We start from the raw sequence: 14,534 nt of genomic DNA on the forward strand, positions 1-14,534 counted from the left end.
CGCCCGTCGAATACGAGACCACCCACTACCTCGCAACCACGAAACCCCAGGTCACACCCAACAACTGAGATCTCTACCGAACCCGGAACGGTTCACCCAACCCGGTTGGCAAGAACGACCTCCGGGAAGCGGACGTGAGGTTCAACACCGCGGACTTCGACTTCACGAGGAATCCGACGAGTACCTGCAACGGCAGGTACCACGATGTACTCAACACCGGTACGCACGAGGCCGGTCACATCTTCGGGCTGGGCCACGTGGGTTCCGGGCACTCGAATCTCACCATGTACACCAAGGCGGACCGCTGCGAGGTGAAGAAGAGGACACTCGGTAAGGGCGACGTCATGGGGCTTCGCAGTATCTATTAGGAGGACTCTGTGAGCTGGGTCGGACCACGTGCGATTGCGGCGGGACTGGCAGTCGTGGCGTTCACCGCGGGCGGGTGTGGATCACAAGGGTCCGAAGGTGCCGGCGTGAACAGCGAGAGTGTGTGCGCGAGCGACGTCATCTACGAAGGTCGCACGTATATAAGGCTCTCGAATGTCGAGTTCAAGGCCGGACAGAAGCTCGGTACCGCCACGAGTCCGCCGTGCCGTGACACCAATGACCAAGGCGCCGAAGTGCCGGAGACCTCGGAGAACGCCTATGCGGTGAGCGGCATCTCTCCGGACCTGGCCATAGCGATCGGGCCATCTCCTGAACAGGCGGAAGCCTTCAGGGTCCTCCGCTCCGACAAGAAGATTCCCCCCGAGGTGCAAGAGTTGATCGACGGATCGTGAGGTGAGGCGTGGAGACGGGCTTCGCCCGGTCCGCGCCTCCCTGTTACGGCTCCCCCGTGAAGAGTGCCAGGCCGACCTTCACAACGACGCCCGACCCCGTCCCGCCGAACACCGCTACCCGTGAGAACCCGTTGAAGTACCGGCTCCCCGCGGCGGGGCCAGGGGAACGATCTCCCGGTCGAAGAAATCGTAGAATTCCTCCCCACGCTCATACAGTGCATCGAACCCGGCGTTCGTTTCCCGGATCAGTGAGCTGTCCGTATAGCGGTTGGCTCCCGCCGCATTGCCGTCCTCGTCGTACATGACCTCGTACATGACCACGTCACCGAGAATCACCACCTCTGGAACCAGGCGATTCTGCTCGATGCCGGCAATGTCACGAGCGTCGATGACCTTGATCGCGTCACCCACGTCCGCACGCACACGCAGGACGAACAACTCCCATTGCACATAAGGCGTGACCGGGAATTCCACCACCCGGAGGCGACGGTGCGTGACGCCCAGTTCCGACGCCCGCCGGATTTCCCGGGCGTAGTCCTCGCGCCTCTCGTCGGCCAGGGACAGGGCCCTCTCCCAGTCGCCTCCGGCGAAGGCCTCCCAGCTCGGGAAGCCACGCTCCTGGAAGTGCTGGCCGCGCTCGAGCTTGTTGAGGAAGCTGATTCCACTGGAGTAGATCCGGCCCAGGTCCGCGTGGTACGTGGGGCGGTCCAGGCGTTCGGAGGTGCCGTCGGGGAAGGAGTCAAACACTGGGGATGTCCGGCTTCGCCGCGATGAGCATGTTCCTGGGGATGACCACGAGGCGTTCGTCCGACCCGATCGAGACCCCGTCGGGCAGGTTCCTGCCGAGTGACTGAGTGAGGTCCCGGCCGATGACGGCGATGTCGCCGTTGGCGAGTTCCCAGATGTCCGGGCAGTCAGGGGTTCCGGTGGTGTTTCCCAGTTCCTGGGGTGATTTTCCCAGACGCTGCTTGAAACTCGTGTCCGGATCCGCTTCCCATGGCCTGGCCATTTCCCTCGCCCCCTCGATCGGTCGGGAGGCCTCACTGTAGCGTGCGAATCACCTGCCTGACCACGTGTCAGACCCGGTCCGCAAGGGTATTGGCGAGGACTGATTCCTCCTTTTTCCCTGCCGCTCAGGGATGGAATGATATTGATCGCACTGAAGATCACATCAACGCCTGACGGGTGACACTTTCCAGTCGCGCTGTCGGAAAATCGAGTGAACGGAGGGATGGCTGTGGACACGGAAACGGCCTTGCTCGTGCGGAGCGCGGGTACCGCCTTGATCGCAGAGCGATGACGAGCGGGACGGACGGCCACGCCGAGGACCAGGGACGCGTCTACCAGTCGCGGGGCGACCAGCACATCAGCGAGCACCACCACCACTACGGCGGTGGCGGGCCGGAGCGCGGCGGACCGGACTCGGTGCGACGCCCGGCGGTCGGCCGGCCCCCCGTCGCGCTCCGCGACCGCAGCGAGGTGATGGAACGCCTGCGGGCGAGCGTCGAGGCGGAGCGCGGCGGCCAGGTCTACGTGCTGTACGGCATGGGCGGCTCGGGCAAGACGACGGTCGCCTGCGCCCTGTTCCAGGAGGTCACCGCAGAACCGGGCCGGGTGGGCCTGTGGGTCAACGCCTCCGACCGCGCGAGCCTGCGCGCCGGCATGCTCGCCGTCGCCGCCGACCGAGGGGCCGGCGATGGCGAACTGCTCGCCGCACGCAACGGCCTCAGACCCGCCGCCGATCTCGCCTGGACGTATCTCGACCGTTCCGCCGAACCCTGGTTACTGGTCCTGGACAACACCGACGAGCCGGAGATCCTGCGCGACGGTGACTGGCTGCGCACCAGCCCCCGCGGCACCGTCCTGGTGACCACCCGGCGAGCGGCGGCCCGGTGGTGGCCGGGCGCCGAGCTGCAGCACATCGGCGTACTGCCCAGAGAGGACGCCGCGCTCGTGCTGCGCGATCTCGCACCGCACAGCGGTACGACCGAGCAGGCGGCGCGGGTCGCGGACCGGCTCGGGCGGCTGCCCCTCGCCCTCACCCTGGCGGGCGGCTTCCTCTCCCGCCAGGTCATCGATCCCTGGACGATGGACACCTACGGGGACCAGCTCGACTCGGACGAACGGCGGGTCCAGCTGATCGACCGGGGAGCCGACGCGCTGTCCGAAGCGGACCCCCGCCATCTGGTCGGCCTGACCTGGCAGCTCACCCTCGACGCCTTCGAAGCGCGCGGGCTGCCCGAAGCGGCGGCCCTGCTCAGACTGCTGGCTCGGTTCGCCGCCGAACCACTGCCGCTGACCCTGCTCAACCACGCCGACATCGGCGCCGTACTGCCGCGTGCCCGCACCGAGACAGCACTCAGAGCCCTCCTCGACCAGTCACTGTCCGAGCTGGTCGACGCCGCCGGCGAACGCTGCGTACAGAGTCACGGCATCCTGCTCGACAGCGTCTCGGCGGCGACCCCCGCGGACCTGGTGCCCGTCCTCGACACGACGGCAGTCCGGCTGCTCGACGCGGCCGTGCCTGGCGTGCCCGACGCCGGTCCGCACGATCCCCGGCTGCGCCTGCTGGTACCTCACGCACTGGCCCTGCTGGGGCGCATCGACGAAGCGTCCGCAGCCGACGCCCTGGCCGTCGCGACACGGCTGTCCGTCGCCCTGCACCGGACCGGTGACTACCTCTTGGCCTGGGAGACCGCCCGGAACGCCGCGGCCCTCGCCCGGCGGCACCTCGGCGCGGACCACCGTACGGTCCTCGCCACCCGCTCCAGGGCGGGGCGAGCCCTGTTCCGGCTGGGCAGGTACGCCGAAGCCGAGGCGGCGCTCCGCGCGGTCCGGGACGCCCAGGAGCGACTGTTCGGCGCCGACGACCCCGACACCGCGGACAGCGGCTACGGGCTCCAGCTCGTGCTGGCGAACCTCGGCAGACGTGAGGAATCCGTCGCGCTGCTCCGCGACACCGTCGCCGGGCGGCGCTCGGCGCTGGGCCCCGCGCATCCGCTGACCCTGCGGGCCCGCGCCGGCCTGCTGGAGATGCTGCCCGCCGCCGAAGTGGTCACCGAGGAAGGCGGCGCACTGCTCACGCTGCCGTCGGAATGCGATCGGCTCCTCGGCCCCGACCACACCGTGACACTCGGCGCCCGGCACAACCACGCGTGGGCGCTGTACCTCCTGGGCCGCTTCGACGAGGCCGACCGTGAGATCCGGCGGGTCGTCGAGACGTATGTGCGGCGCTTCGGGCCCGAGTACCCGATCGTGCTCGCCGCCCGGCAGCTCCTCTCCCGGACCCGTGCCGCGCTCGGACACGTGGAGGAGGGGATCGCGCTGATGACCGACGTCGTCGAGCGGCGGGAACGCGGCCTGGGCCCCGAACACCCCTTCACGGTCGCGAGCCGGCACCTGCTGGACGCCTACCGGTCGGGGCGATGGCGGCCGTAGTGCCGACGGCGGAACGGGAGCGGCCCGCACGGACGGTGCGCGAGGACATACGGCACGGGGCCGATGGGGGGTACCGATGTAGGGTGCTGTGCGCAGGCCGTATGGGTGACGTTCAGTGCGAGGGGGACGAAGAGTGCAGACGACGCGAACCCGTTCCACCTGACCCGGCCGACGCCGTGAGCGTCGTTCCCGTCCGGTCACCGCGTGACCGGTTCCGTCCTCGCCACCGGCCAGGACAGCCGGCCCGCCGCACCAGCCATCCGTACCCCTGATCCCCGCCCCGCCGCTCGGACCGGCCTCGGGCCCCGGCGGCGGACCCCGCACGACACCGCATACGAGCAGCAGCACCGACCACCGTCAGGGAGAGCGAGACCCGCAATGGCCCAGCCGCCCCTCCTCCGCGATGTCATCGACATCAAGGAGTCCATCTCCACCTCGGACTTCGTGCTGTCCCTCGCCGAGGCGACGACGCCCGAAGGCGCCCAGCACGCGCTCAAGGACTACGTCGTCACCGAGCGGCTGCTGGAGAACTTCGACGAGGCGCTGGCGCTCATCAAGTCCTCGCTCGACGGGCACCGCTCCAAGGCGGCCTACCTGCACGGCTCGTTCGGTTCCGGTAAGTCGCACTTCATGGCCGTGCTGTACGCACTGCTCAGCGGCGACCCGGCGGCCCGCTCCCGCACCGAGTTCGACCCGGTGCTGACCAGGCACGAGTGGCTGACCACGGACGGCAAGAGGTTCCTGCTCGTGCCGTACCACATGCTCGGCGCGAAGGCCCTGGAACAGCGGGTGCTCGGCGGGTACGTGCACCACGTCAAGAAGCTGCACCCGGAGGCGCCGACCCCGCAGGTGTACCGGACCGACTCCCTCTTCGCCGACATCCGCGCGCTGCGCGCCAGCACGGGCGACGAGGCGGTCATCCGCGGCCTGGGCGGCAGCGACGCGGACGACGGGGAGGAGGACGAGTGGGGCGAGGGCTTCGCCTGGACCCCGCGGCTCCTGGACACCGCGCTCGCCGCCGAGGAGAACCACGAGGCGGGCGTCCCGCTCAACCTCACCAACCCCTCCACCCCGGCCGAGCTGCGGGCCAAGCTGGTCAACGACGCCGGCACCAACCTCCTCCCCGGCTTCACCCGGAACGCCGCCGAGGACGAGCACGGCTTCATCTCCCTGGACGCCGGTCTGTCCGTCATCGCCGAGCACGCCAAGTCGCTCGGCTACGACGGCCTGATCCTGTTCATGGACGAGCTGATCCTGTGGCTGGCCACCCTCATCCACGACCAGAAGTTCGTGGCGCGCGAGGCCAGCAAGATCACGAACTTCGTGGAGGGCGGCGACGCCCGCCGCGCGATCCCCGTCGTGTCGTTCATCGCCCGCCAGCGCGACCTGCGCGAGCTGGTCGGCGAGGAGGTGTCCGGTGCGGCCGAGTCGTCCATCCAGGACACCCTGAACCTGGCCTCCGGCCGCTTCGACAAGATCACCCTGGAGGACCGCAACCTCCCGCAGATCGCCCACGCCCGCCTCCTCAAGCCCAAGAACGCCGAGGCGGCCCAGCAGGTCGACGCCGCCTTTGAGCAGACCAAGCGGGTCGGCCCGCAGGTCTGGGACACCCTGCTCGGCTCGGAGAAGGGCACCACCGGCGCGGACGCGGAGTCGTTCCGGCTGACGTACCCGTTCTCTCCGGCGTTCATGGACACCCTCGTCCACATCTCGTCCGCGCTGCAGCGCTCCCGCACCGGTCTGAAGCTGATGGGCGAGCTGCTCGCCGACCACCGCGACGAGATCCGCCTCGGCCAGCTCGTCCCCGTCGGCGATCTCTACCCGGTGATCGCGAAGGGCGGCGACAAGCCGTTCACCGACAGCCTGAAGGTCGTCTTCGAGGCGGCCGACAAGCTCTACAAGACCAAGCTGCGGCCCTACCTGCTCAGCTCGTACGACATCACCGAGGACGACGTCGAGCAGTACCGCAACCGGCCCGAGTCCCTCACCGACCCGAAGCGGCTGGGCGGCTGCCGGATGTTCACCGGCGACAACCGGCTCGTGTGCACGCTGCTGCTGTCCGCGCTCGCGCCCAGCGTGCCCGCGTTGTCCGAGCTGACCATCCGTCGGCTCGGCGCGCTCAACCACGGGTCGGTCCTCGCACCCATCCCGGGCGCCGAGGTCGGCATCATCAAGAACAAGGTCGCCGAGTGGGCGGCCAGGTTCCCCGAGATCAAGGAGACCGGCACCGACGCCAACCCCGGCGTCCGCCTCGAACTCTCCGGCGTCGACGTGGACTCCGTCATCGCCAACGCCCAGGTCAACGACAACCCCGGCAACCGGGTCGCGCTCGCCCGCCGCCTGCTGTCCGAGGAACTGGGCGTCGAGCACGGCCAGTTGAGCGACCAGATCAATTTCACCTGGCGCGGCACCGCCCGCACCGCCGAGATCGTCTTCGGGAACGTCGCCGACGAGGACGAGCTGCCCGACCACGACCTGATGCCGCAGGAGGAGGGCCGCTGGCGGATCGCCATAGACCTCCCCTTCGACGAGGGCGAGTGGGGCCCGGTCGAGGACGTCAACCGCATCCAGCGGCTGCGCGAGCGCCAGCAGGGTGAGCGGTCCCGCACCGTCGCCTGGCTGCCCGCGCACCTGTCCGCGCAGCGTTTCCAGGACTTCCGGCGCCTCGTCGTCATCGACAAGGCCCTCGCCGACGAGCACCGCTTCGACACCCAGTACGCCGGCCACCTCAACGCCGACAACCGTAGCCGCGCCAAGGGCCTCCTCGAAACCCAGCGCGAGGCCCTGCTCAAGCAGGTCAAGGGCGCCTTCAAGCAGGCGTACGGACTCGCCCAGAAGCAGGCCGCCGACGTCGTGCCCGACTTCGACGACCACCTCGTCGCGCTGCCCGACGTCGACGGACTCACCCTGTCCTTCGGGCAGAGCCTGCGCGACGGCATCCGGCACGTCGCGGGGAAGCTGCTCGTCCACCAGTACCCGGCCCACCCCGACCTCGACCCCGACGCCACCGGCACCGCCGTCAGGCCCGCCGACACCAAGAAGGTGTTCACCCACGTCCGGGCCGCCGCCGAGGCGCGCGACGGGCGGGTGGAGGTCCCGGCCGCCGACCGCAAGCTCATGCAGCGCATCGCCGGACCACTGCGCCTCGGGCAGCAGAAGGAGGCGTACTTCGAGCTGTCCCGCTACTGGCCCGACCACTTCCGGCAGCTCGCCCGCTCCCAGGGCGTCACCGGGGACCTGTCTCTGATCACGCTCACCGACTGGACCGACCGGCCCGACCCGCGGGGCCTGCCCGACTTCCTCGCCCGGCTCGTCGTCGCCGCCTTCGCCGAGATGGACGACCGGGTGTGGGTGCGCGGCGGCACCGTCCTCGACCCCGCGCCCGAACTTTCCGCGATCAAGGACCACGACGCGTTGCGCAGCCAGCCGCTGCCCGCCGAGTCCGACTGGGACACCGCACGGCAGCGCTTCGAGACGATCTTCGGGGCGAAGCCGCCCGCGCTGCGGCGCGGCCGGATGGTCAACCAGTTCGCCCGCCAGATCATCGAGGCCGCCCGCGACCACCGGGACCACGCGGCCGACCTGGTGCACCAGTTGGAGGCCCACGCCTCCTTCCTCGGCCTCGACCAGACCGCCGACACCGGCAGGCTCGCCCTTGCCCGCCGCTCCCTGGAACTGCTGGAGGCGCTGACGGCGGAGGCCGGCAAGGGCGCGGCCGGGGCGAAGAAGACCGTGGAGGCACTCGCCTCCTTCGACCTGGGCGAGACCAGCGCCGACCGGTACGGCACCTCCATCAAGAAGGCCCGCGCGGTCGCGGAGGCCGTAGCCTCCGCGCCCTGGAGCACCCTGGAGCTCGCCGCCGGACTCGGCCCCGAGGGCGAGGCGCTGCTCGACTCGCTGCGCAACGTGGCCCGAGACGACCAGCGCACCGCCGATCTGCGCGACACGCTCGCCCGCACCCAGCGCGAGGTCGTCGCCCTGATCAAGCGAACCCAGGCCGCCGCCACCCCGCCGCCCGCACCCGTCAGGCCGCAGGACCGGGCCGACGACCTGCCTCTGAACACCCCGTCCAGCGACCCCCGCATCTCCTACACCCAGCCTCAGGAGACGCCCTCCCCGGCGAACGGCGGCGGTACGGCGCGGAAGTCCGGACGCCGCAGTACGACTGTGTCCCAAGCTGCCGCCGACCTCGGGGCGGAGCTGGCCGACCTGGCCGCCCGCCACCCCGATGCGGCCATCGAGATCACCTGGCAGGTCATCGAATGACGGACACCGCCACCGTCGTACCGGGTGCGGTGCGGCTGAACACCGCGACCGTCACCCAGTACCTGTCCTCCCAGACGCACCTGGCCGCCTCCCTGACGGGGGAGGAGCAGGGGCGGCGCCGGGTCGTGCTGCTGCGGTCCGCACCCCAGTGGGACGGCCCCGCCGAACCCGTCTGGGGCGAGGGCCGCACGGCCGGCGTCGCGGTGGCGCCGTCGCCGCTCGCCGTCCACGAACTCGTCCTGGACCACTTGGCGGGCCGCCGTCCCGGCCCCGCCGTCCTGGTCGTTCTCACCGACCGGGAGCAGCACGAACTCGACCCGGCGATCCTCGCCCGCGTCCACAAGCTGCGCATCGACACGGTCGACAGCTGGGACGTCGTCCGTGAGGCGTTCGGCGCCCGGCAGATAGACCCCCGGCTCAAGGACGTCAACTGGGCCGCCGAGGCACTCCTCGACGCCACTCCGCCGACCCAGGGCGGCTGGCCGCCCGTCCCCGGAGGCTGGCTGTCCCGCCAGTACGCCCTCACCGCGCTCGCCCAGCGCCGCCTGCGCCTGGGCCGCTACGACACCGAGGGCGGCACACGTCGCCCCGGCGACGACCGGCTCGACGCCCAGGTCCTGCTGCACTGGTCGACCCGGCCCGGCGCCCCCGAACGGGTCCTCGCCCTGCGCGGCCCCGAACGCGCCGGACTGGCCGCCTTCCTCGGCGAGGAGGACCAGGCGGGCCTCGCCGGCCGGGCCCTGCTCGCCCTCGTCGACGCCGAACGCGGCGCGGACGCCGCCGCCTTCGGCCTCGTGTGCGCGGCACTGTGGCAGCACGCCGAACCCGCCCCCGAGACCTACCGGGCCCGAGGTCGTGCCGAACGCTACTTCGGCGATCAGCCCCCGGCGACCGGCGACCAGCTCGACGCCCTGGTGACCGTCTTCGGACGGGCCGCCGAGGAGTACGTGACCACGCTGCTGGCGGCCGGGCACCGCACCGGCGGCACCGACGCCGACCGGGCCCGCGAGGCACGCCGCACCACCGGCATCGTGCTCGACCGGGCAGCCGCGCTGGCCCGCCAGTTCGGCGCGGAGGAAGCCGTTGCGGCGAGCCCCGTCCTGCGCGGCGGGCTCGAGGCCCGGTTCACCGCCGTCGGCCGGACCCTCGCCACCGGCGACACGACCGCGGTGGCGGACGCCGTCCGCCGTCTGGAGAACCACCGGCTCGCCGCCGAGCCGGAGGAGTCCGCCCGCATCGAGCGCGCCCGCATGGGACAGCGCCTCGCCCGCTGGCTGGCCACCGACCCGTCCGCCGACGCCCCCACCGTCGCCGACGCCCTGCAGCGGCACGTCGCCGAGTCCGGCTGGGCGGACCTCGCCCTGGAGCACATCGAGGCCGGCGGCGACCCGGACCCCGTCCTCAAGGCCGCCTACGACACCCTCGGCACCCGCGTCAGGGACCGGCGCCGGCAGATCGACGCGTCCTTCGCGCGCTCCCTGGCCTCCTGGACGCAGGCCGGCACCCAGCCCGGCTCCATGCTCACCGTCGAGACCTTCCTCGACCGCGTGGTCGGCCCGCTCGTGCGGCGCGGGGAAGAACGGCGGGCGCTGCTGCTCGTCCTCGACGGCATGAGCGCGGCCATCGCGAACGAGCTCGGTGAGGAACTGCGCCGCTCCTGGGCGGAGTTCGACCCGCTGCCCGAGGGCGACACCCCGTATCGACGGGCGATGGCCGCCGCCCTGCCCACCGTGACGGCCGTGTCCCGTACCTCCCTCTTCACGGGCACCCTGACGAAGGGCGCCCAGGCCGACGAGAAGAGGCTCTTCCCCGCACTGAAACTGTGGGGCGGGTCCCCGGCCGCCGTGTTCCACAAGGACGACCTGCGCACCGAGACCGCGGGCGAGACCTTCGGCCCGGCGCTCACGGAGGCACTGGCCGACGGCAGGACCCACGTCGCCGTCGTCCTCAACGCCATCGACGACCGGCTCGCCAAGGAGCAGAAGCTCGGCGACGGCGCCTGGCGGGTGGACGACGTCCCCGGCCTGCGCGACCTGCTGCGGGTGGCGGCCACCCAAGGCATGGCGGTCGTCCTCACCAGCGACCACGGCCATGTCGTCGACCGGCACGGCACGAAGGTCGACACGGCCGCCGATCCCGCCTCCGCACGCCACCGCCTGCCCGGCGGTGGCCCGCTCGCCGAACGGGAGATCGCCCTCACCGGGCCGCGCGTGGTCTGGCCCGAGCCCGGCGCGTCCATCGTCGCCCTGTGGGACGCCGACTCCCGCTACACCGCCCTCAAGGCCGGCTACCACGGCGGGGCGTCGCTCGCCGAGGTCACCATCCCGGTGCTCGCCTTCCTGCCGTTCGGCGCGGAGCCCCCCAGGGGATGGCGGGAACTGGGCGACCAGCGACCGGTCTGGTGGGCTCCGGAGGAGACCGGGAAGGCACCGCTACCGGACGAGCACGCCGCTCGGCCGGTGGCCGCAACGGCTCCCGCTCCCAAGAAGCCGACGGCGAAGGCCAAGAAGGACCAGGCAGAAGTCGCCCGAATGCACCACGGGTCGCTCTTCGACGTGGCGCTGACGGCCGGGGGAGACGACGCCCTGCTCACCCCGACCGTCGTCTCCCGCACCGAGACGCTGGTGACGGCACTGCTCGACTCGGAGACGTACCAGGCGCAACTCGGCGGACTGGCCCGCAAGCCGCAGCAGGAGCAGGTCCACAAGGCGATCGCCGCCCTGCTGGACGCGGGCGGCACCCTGCCCGTGACCGCCCTCGCCCAGCGCGCCGGCATGCCCGTCACCCGGGGCGACGGCTTCGCCGCCGTCCTGCGGCAACTCCTCAACTACGACGGAGTGCAGGTCCTGGAGACCCTGCCGGACGGCCGCACGCTACGGCTCCACGAGGCGCTGCTGCGCGAGCAGTTCGCCCTCGGAGCGGGCTGACGACACGACTCGGGGTGCCCCGGGCTCTGGGCCCGGGGCACCCCGCCGCTGGTCACGACGCGAACGCCCGCAGCACCTTCGCGAAGGTCGTCAGCTCGTCGATCATCTCCGGTGGGAGCGGCTTCTCGTCGAAGTGGGCGATCCGGTTACGGATGTCCTTCACCCGCTTCAGCAGGCCGACGAACTGCTCCCGGGGCATGTTCGGCCACTTCAGCGCCTCCCAATTGCGGTCGGCCCGCTCGGCGAAGGACTGCTTCGTCTGGTCGCCGTCCAGGAGCCTCAGATAGTCGCCGAACATGAGGTCCGACACCTGGCCGGTGCGGTGCTCCGGCTTCTTGTTCGTCTGGACCGCCTTGATGGCCTCCGCGTCCAGTGCCGCGCCCAGACAGCGGCGCAGCAGCGACTCGATCTCGCCCACGATGAAGAAGGGGCGTGCCGCGCCCTCGAAGCGGTCCGTGACGTCCGCGGCGGTGACGATACCGGAGAGGCAGCCGTCGTCGCCGCGGACGAGCAGGTAGCCGTGTTCGCGGATGACTGGGAGGGCGGCGAAGAACTCCTGACGGGCGTCGGCGACGGGCAGCGAGTCCTTCTCCATCGCGTTGTCGAGGGTGGCCGCCTTCCCCGCCTCGTACATCTTGGCCACGGACCCCCAGGTGACGACCCCGTGGACCTGCGCCATGCCGGTGGTCACCGGCACTTGGGCGAGACCCTTCGTACGCATGAGGAAGGTCGTCTGGGACAGCGGAGTGCCCGGGCCCACGGACACCACACCACGCCGTGCCGACGGGATGTCGCCGAGCAGCAGCCGCTGCGGCAGGACGTGCGAGGGCAGGGCCTCGTCCGTGGCGTCGGCCTCGTCGTCCGTGTCGGCCGGCGTACGCTGCGCGGGAACGGCCGCCAGCGGCACGACGTCGACCGTGCTGCGCAGACCGCAGACGGCGAAGTCCGGCAGCGTGGTCAGCCCGGCGTCCGTCAGGGCCTGCGAGATGCGGTGCACCGTCCGGTGGTCGCGGACCCTGACCTCGAACAGGTCGAGGATCTCCTGCACGGACACGGTCCTGCCCTTGAGCGAGGAGACGTCCCGCTCGTGCGGCCTGGTCGTCATCGGGCGTCGTCCTCCGGCAGGTCGCGGAGCATCGTCCTCTTGCCCATGGCGGAGTGCACGAGCTCCTGCAACTGCTTGGAGCGGTCACGGTAGAAGCGCTCGTAGTCGTTCTCGCGCAGTGCGTCCGGATCGATCAGATGGGTGGTCAGGACGTCGTCGAACCACTCGGGACGCATGTCGGACGCGGCGATCATCGTGGACAGGTACGATGACGGCGCCCCCGTCATGTCCATCGCCGCACGGTAGGACAAGGGCGTCTTGTTCACGATCGAACTCGTAGGCAGGTCGTGGCTGTCGCCCCGCCGGAACCACGCCTTGGGGAAGATCTGCCGGACGTCCACACCGTACTCGTCCAGCCTGCCGGGACTGAGCGGGGCGTCCGTGTGGTGCCAGTCCACCGCGCCCTGCTTGATCAGCAGGGCGTAGATGCCCTTGTAGGCGGCGCTGTTGCGGGTGGTGAGGGTGTCGAGGCGGTCGGTGAAGAAGAACGCCTCCGTGACCGTCTCGGGCGCCCTCTCGTCCTGCCCGATCCAGGGGACGAGCTGCTCGACGTCCTTGGTGAAGCGCGTCTCCGTGGAGCCGCCGTACATCTCACCGAGCACCCCGCACCAGTACCACTGCTCGATCTTCTCCTCCGCCCCCAGACCGTCCGTCGCCGTGTCCAGGATGGCGCGGACGGCCGCGAGCGGGATGAGCTGCGTCCGGTACGGCAGGTCGGCCGGGCGGACGATGCACTGCCGCTCCAGGAAGTCGCCCACCCACGCGAAGGCGTCGGCGAGCTTGGGCGCCAGGCGGACGAAGTCGGCCAGAGGGAGGTCCAGCAGGTCGCGGCGCTTGCAGGACACCGTGGTCCCGACGCCCTCCTGCTTGCGCTCCCAGGTGCGCACCAGGGCGATGGCCTGCAGGAAGTCGATGCTGCTCAGCCCGTTCTCCAGGCCGCTCTCCAAGCGGCCGAGGACCGGGTACTTGCTCGCCAACCCCTCCTTGATCTCCCGCCACACCTCGGGAAGCTGGTAGTAGTCCCCGGTCCGCTCCACGTAGTCGCGGTCCCCGGCGTAGGTGGCGGTGAGCAGTTCGAAGACGTTCAGGGGCACGCCGCCCGTGTTGACCCGCTCGAACACCGCGCAGACGGCGTCCATGGAGGTGGAGGCGGCCAACCGGATCATCGGGACCTGGAAGGCGCGGACCTGCTGGAGGACCGCCTCGTCGAACTGGCCCCACAGGTCCCAGTTCCGGTCCTCGTCCGCCTTGATGTACGCCTTCTTCCACTCGTTCACGCGCTGGGCGTCGAAGACGAAGTGGAGGGGGAAGAGACCGGCCGCGCACTCGGCCTCCGTGGTACTCAGGTCCAGCACCACGGTGCGGTTGAAGTCCGTTCGCAGCACCCTGTCGGCCGGCACGGACACGATGGCCTCGTCGCGGTCCGCGGACGGCCCCACGGCCTTCGCGATGTCGACGTAATACCAGCGCTGGATGGGCTTGTTCCGGGTGTCCGCCGTCTCCACCGGGGCGTCCAGCCACAGGGCCTGGAAGAGGGAGGTGAGGCGCTGCTGCCCGTCCAGCAGCAGGAGGTCGGCCGCCGGGTCCCCGTCCGGCCGGGCGCCGGTGAGGGTCCGGGAGCGGAACCGGGTGGCGCCGCCGGTCTGCAGCGTCATCACGACACCGAGCGGGTAGTCCAGCGTGACTGTAGCGATGATCGCCCGGATCCGGTCGTCGTCCCACTTCCAGTTCCGCTGGAAGTCGGGCAGTTGTAAGGACCCCGAGGCGACATCCGCCAGAACGTCCTTGAGCTTCACGTTGTCGAGGGCCGCCATATGTGACTCCACTTCCCGCCCTGTTACCTGTACGGAGAGTGATTCCAGCAGTGCTCTGTGGTGACGGTCAAGCCGGTTCGCGGAGGAACGAGATCACCGCAAGCACCGTCCGGCCGAGGTTTCAGGGCCCAAGGCTTCGAAGAGAGCGACAGCGCATCGCTGAGACCTGCGGCGAACGAGACAGACAGGGGCGGCCCGCCATTGG

General features: G+C 70.7%; 9 protein-coding genes. 5 read left to right on the top strand and 4 right to left on the bottom strand.

Translation table 11 applies throughout. The annotated features are described in order from the left end of the window. Positions 1-134 precede the first annotated feature (134 nt). Positions 135-368 (top strand): matrixin family metalloprotease, encoded by a 234-nt coding sequence (locus tag ACH4VX_RS35050; protein ID WP_398373315.1) that lies wholly within the window; start codon positions 135-137, stop codon positions 366-368. Between the two features lie 105 nt (positions 369-473). Next, positions 474-779, top strand: coding sequence for a DUF6281 family protein (locus ACH4VX_RS35055; RefSeq protein ID WP_398373317.1), 306 nt, complete (start codon positions 474-476; stop codon positions 777-779). Between the two features lie 114 nt (positions 780-893). Here ACH4VX_RS35055 and ACH4VX_RS35060 read toward each other — a convergent pair whose 3' ends face one another. Together ACH4VX_RS35060 and ACH4VX_RS35065 are read right to left on the bottom strand one after the other, a co-directional pair. Then, positions 894-1,526, bottom strand: a complete 633-nt coding sequence (locus ACH4VX_RS35060; RefSeq protein ID WP_398373319.1) for a DUF6879 family protein — start codon at positions 1,524-1,526, stop codon at positions 894-896. Continuing rightward, positions 1,519-1,788 carry a hypothetical protein gene (locus ACH4VX_RS35065; RefSeq protein WP_398373321.1) on the bottom strand — a complete coding sequence of 90 codons (270 nt, stop codon included), beginning with the start codon at positions 1,786-1,788 and terminating at the stop codon, positions 1,519-1,521. The genes ACH4VX_RS35060 and ACH4VX_RS35065 overlap by 8 nt, the downstream gene beginning before the upstream one ends. A 287-nt stretch (positions 1,789-2,075) precedes the next feature. Between ACH4VX_RS35065 and ACH4VX_RS35070 the strand changes: the two genes are divergently transcribed. The 3 genes from ACH4VX_RS35070 (at position 2,076) to pglZ (ending at position 11,410) form a co-directional block, all read left to right on the top strand. Then, the gene (locus ACH4VX_RS35070) at positions 2,076-4,217 is read left to right on the top strand and encodes a tetratricopeptide repeat protein (RefSeq protein ID WP_398373322.1); all 2,142 of its coding nucleotides are present in this window, start codon (positions 2,076-2,078) and stop codon (positions 4,215-4,217) included. Positions 4,218-4,595: 378 nt separating this feature from the next. Then, positions 4,596-8,483, top strand: a complete 3,888-nt coding sequence (locus ACH4VX_RS35075) for a phage resistance protein (RefSeq protein ID WP_398373324.1) — start codon at positions 4,596-4,598, stop codon at positions 8,481-8,483. Beyond that, positions 8,480-11,410, top strand: a complete 2,931-nt coding sequence (gene pglZ / locus ACH4VX_RS35080; protein WP_398373326.1) for a BREX-2 system phosphatase PglZ — start codon at positions 8,480-8,482, stop codon at positions 11,408-11,410. Before ACH4VX_RS35075 ends, pglZ begins: the two co-directional genes overlap by 4 nt. Before the next feature lie 52 nt (positions 11,411-11,462). Here the strand turns inward: pglZ and ACH4VX_RS35085 are convergent, their stop codons facing one another. Together ACH4VX_RS35085 and ACH4VX_RS35090 are read right to left on the bottom strand one after the other, a co-directional pair. Next, a complete protein-coding gene (locus ACH4VX_RS35085; protein ID WP_398373328.1) occupies positions 11,463-12,515 on the bottom strand; it encodes a CBS domain-containing protein in 1,053 nt (350 codons plus the stop codon). Continuing rightward, complete coding sequence (locus ACH4VX_RS35090; RefSeq protein WP_398373330.1) at positions 12,512-14,329, bottom strand: DUF262 domain-containing protein; 1,818 nt, start codon at positions 14,327-14,329, stop codon at positions 12,512-12,514. The genes ACH4VX_RS35085 and ACH4VX_RS35090 overlap by 4 nt, the downstream gene beginning before the upstream one ends. Positions 14,330-14,534: the final 205 nt, after the last annotated feature.

Source organism: Streptomyces sp. NPDC020731 (assembly GCF_044334705.1).
In the GTDB taxonomy this organism is placed as follows: Bacteria; Actinomycetota; Actinomycetes; order Streptomycetales; family Streptomycetaceae; genus Streptomyces.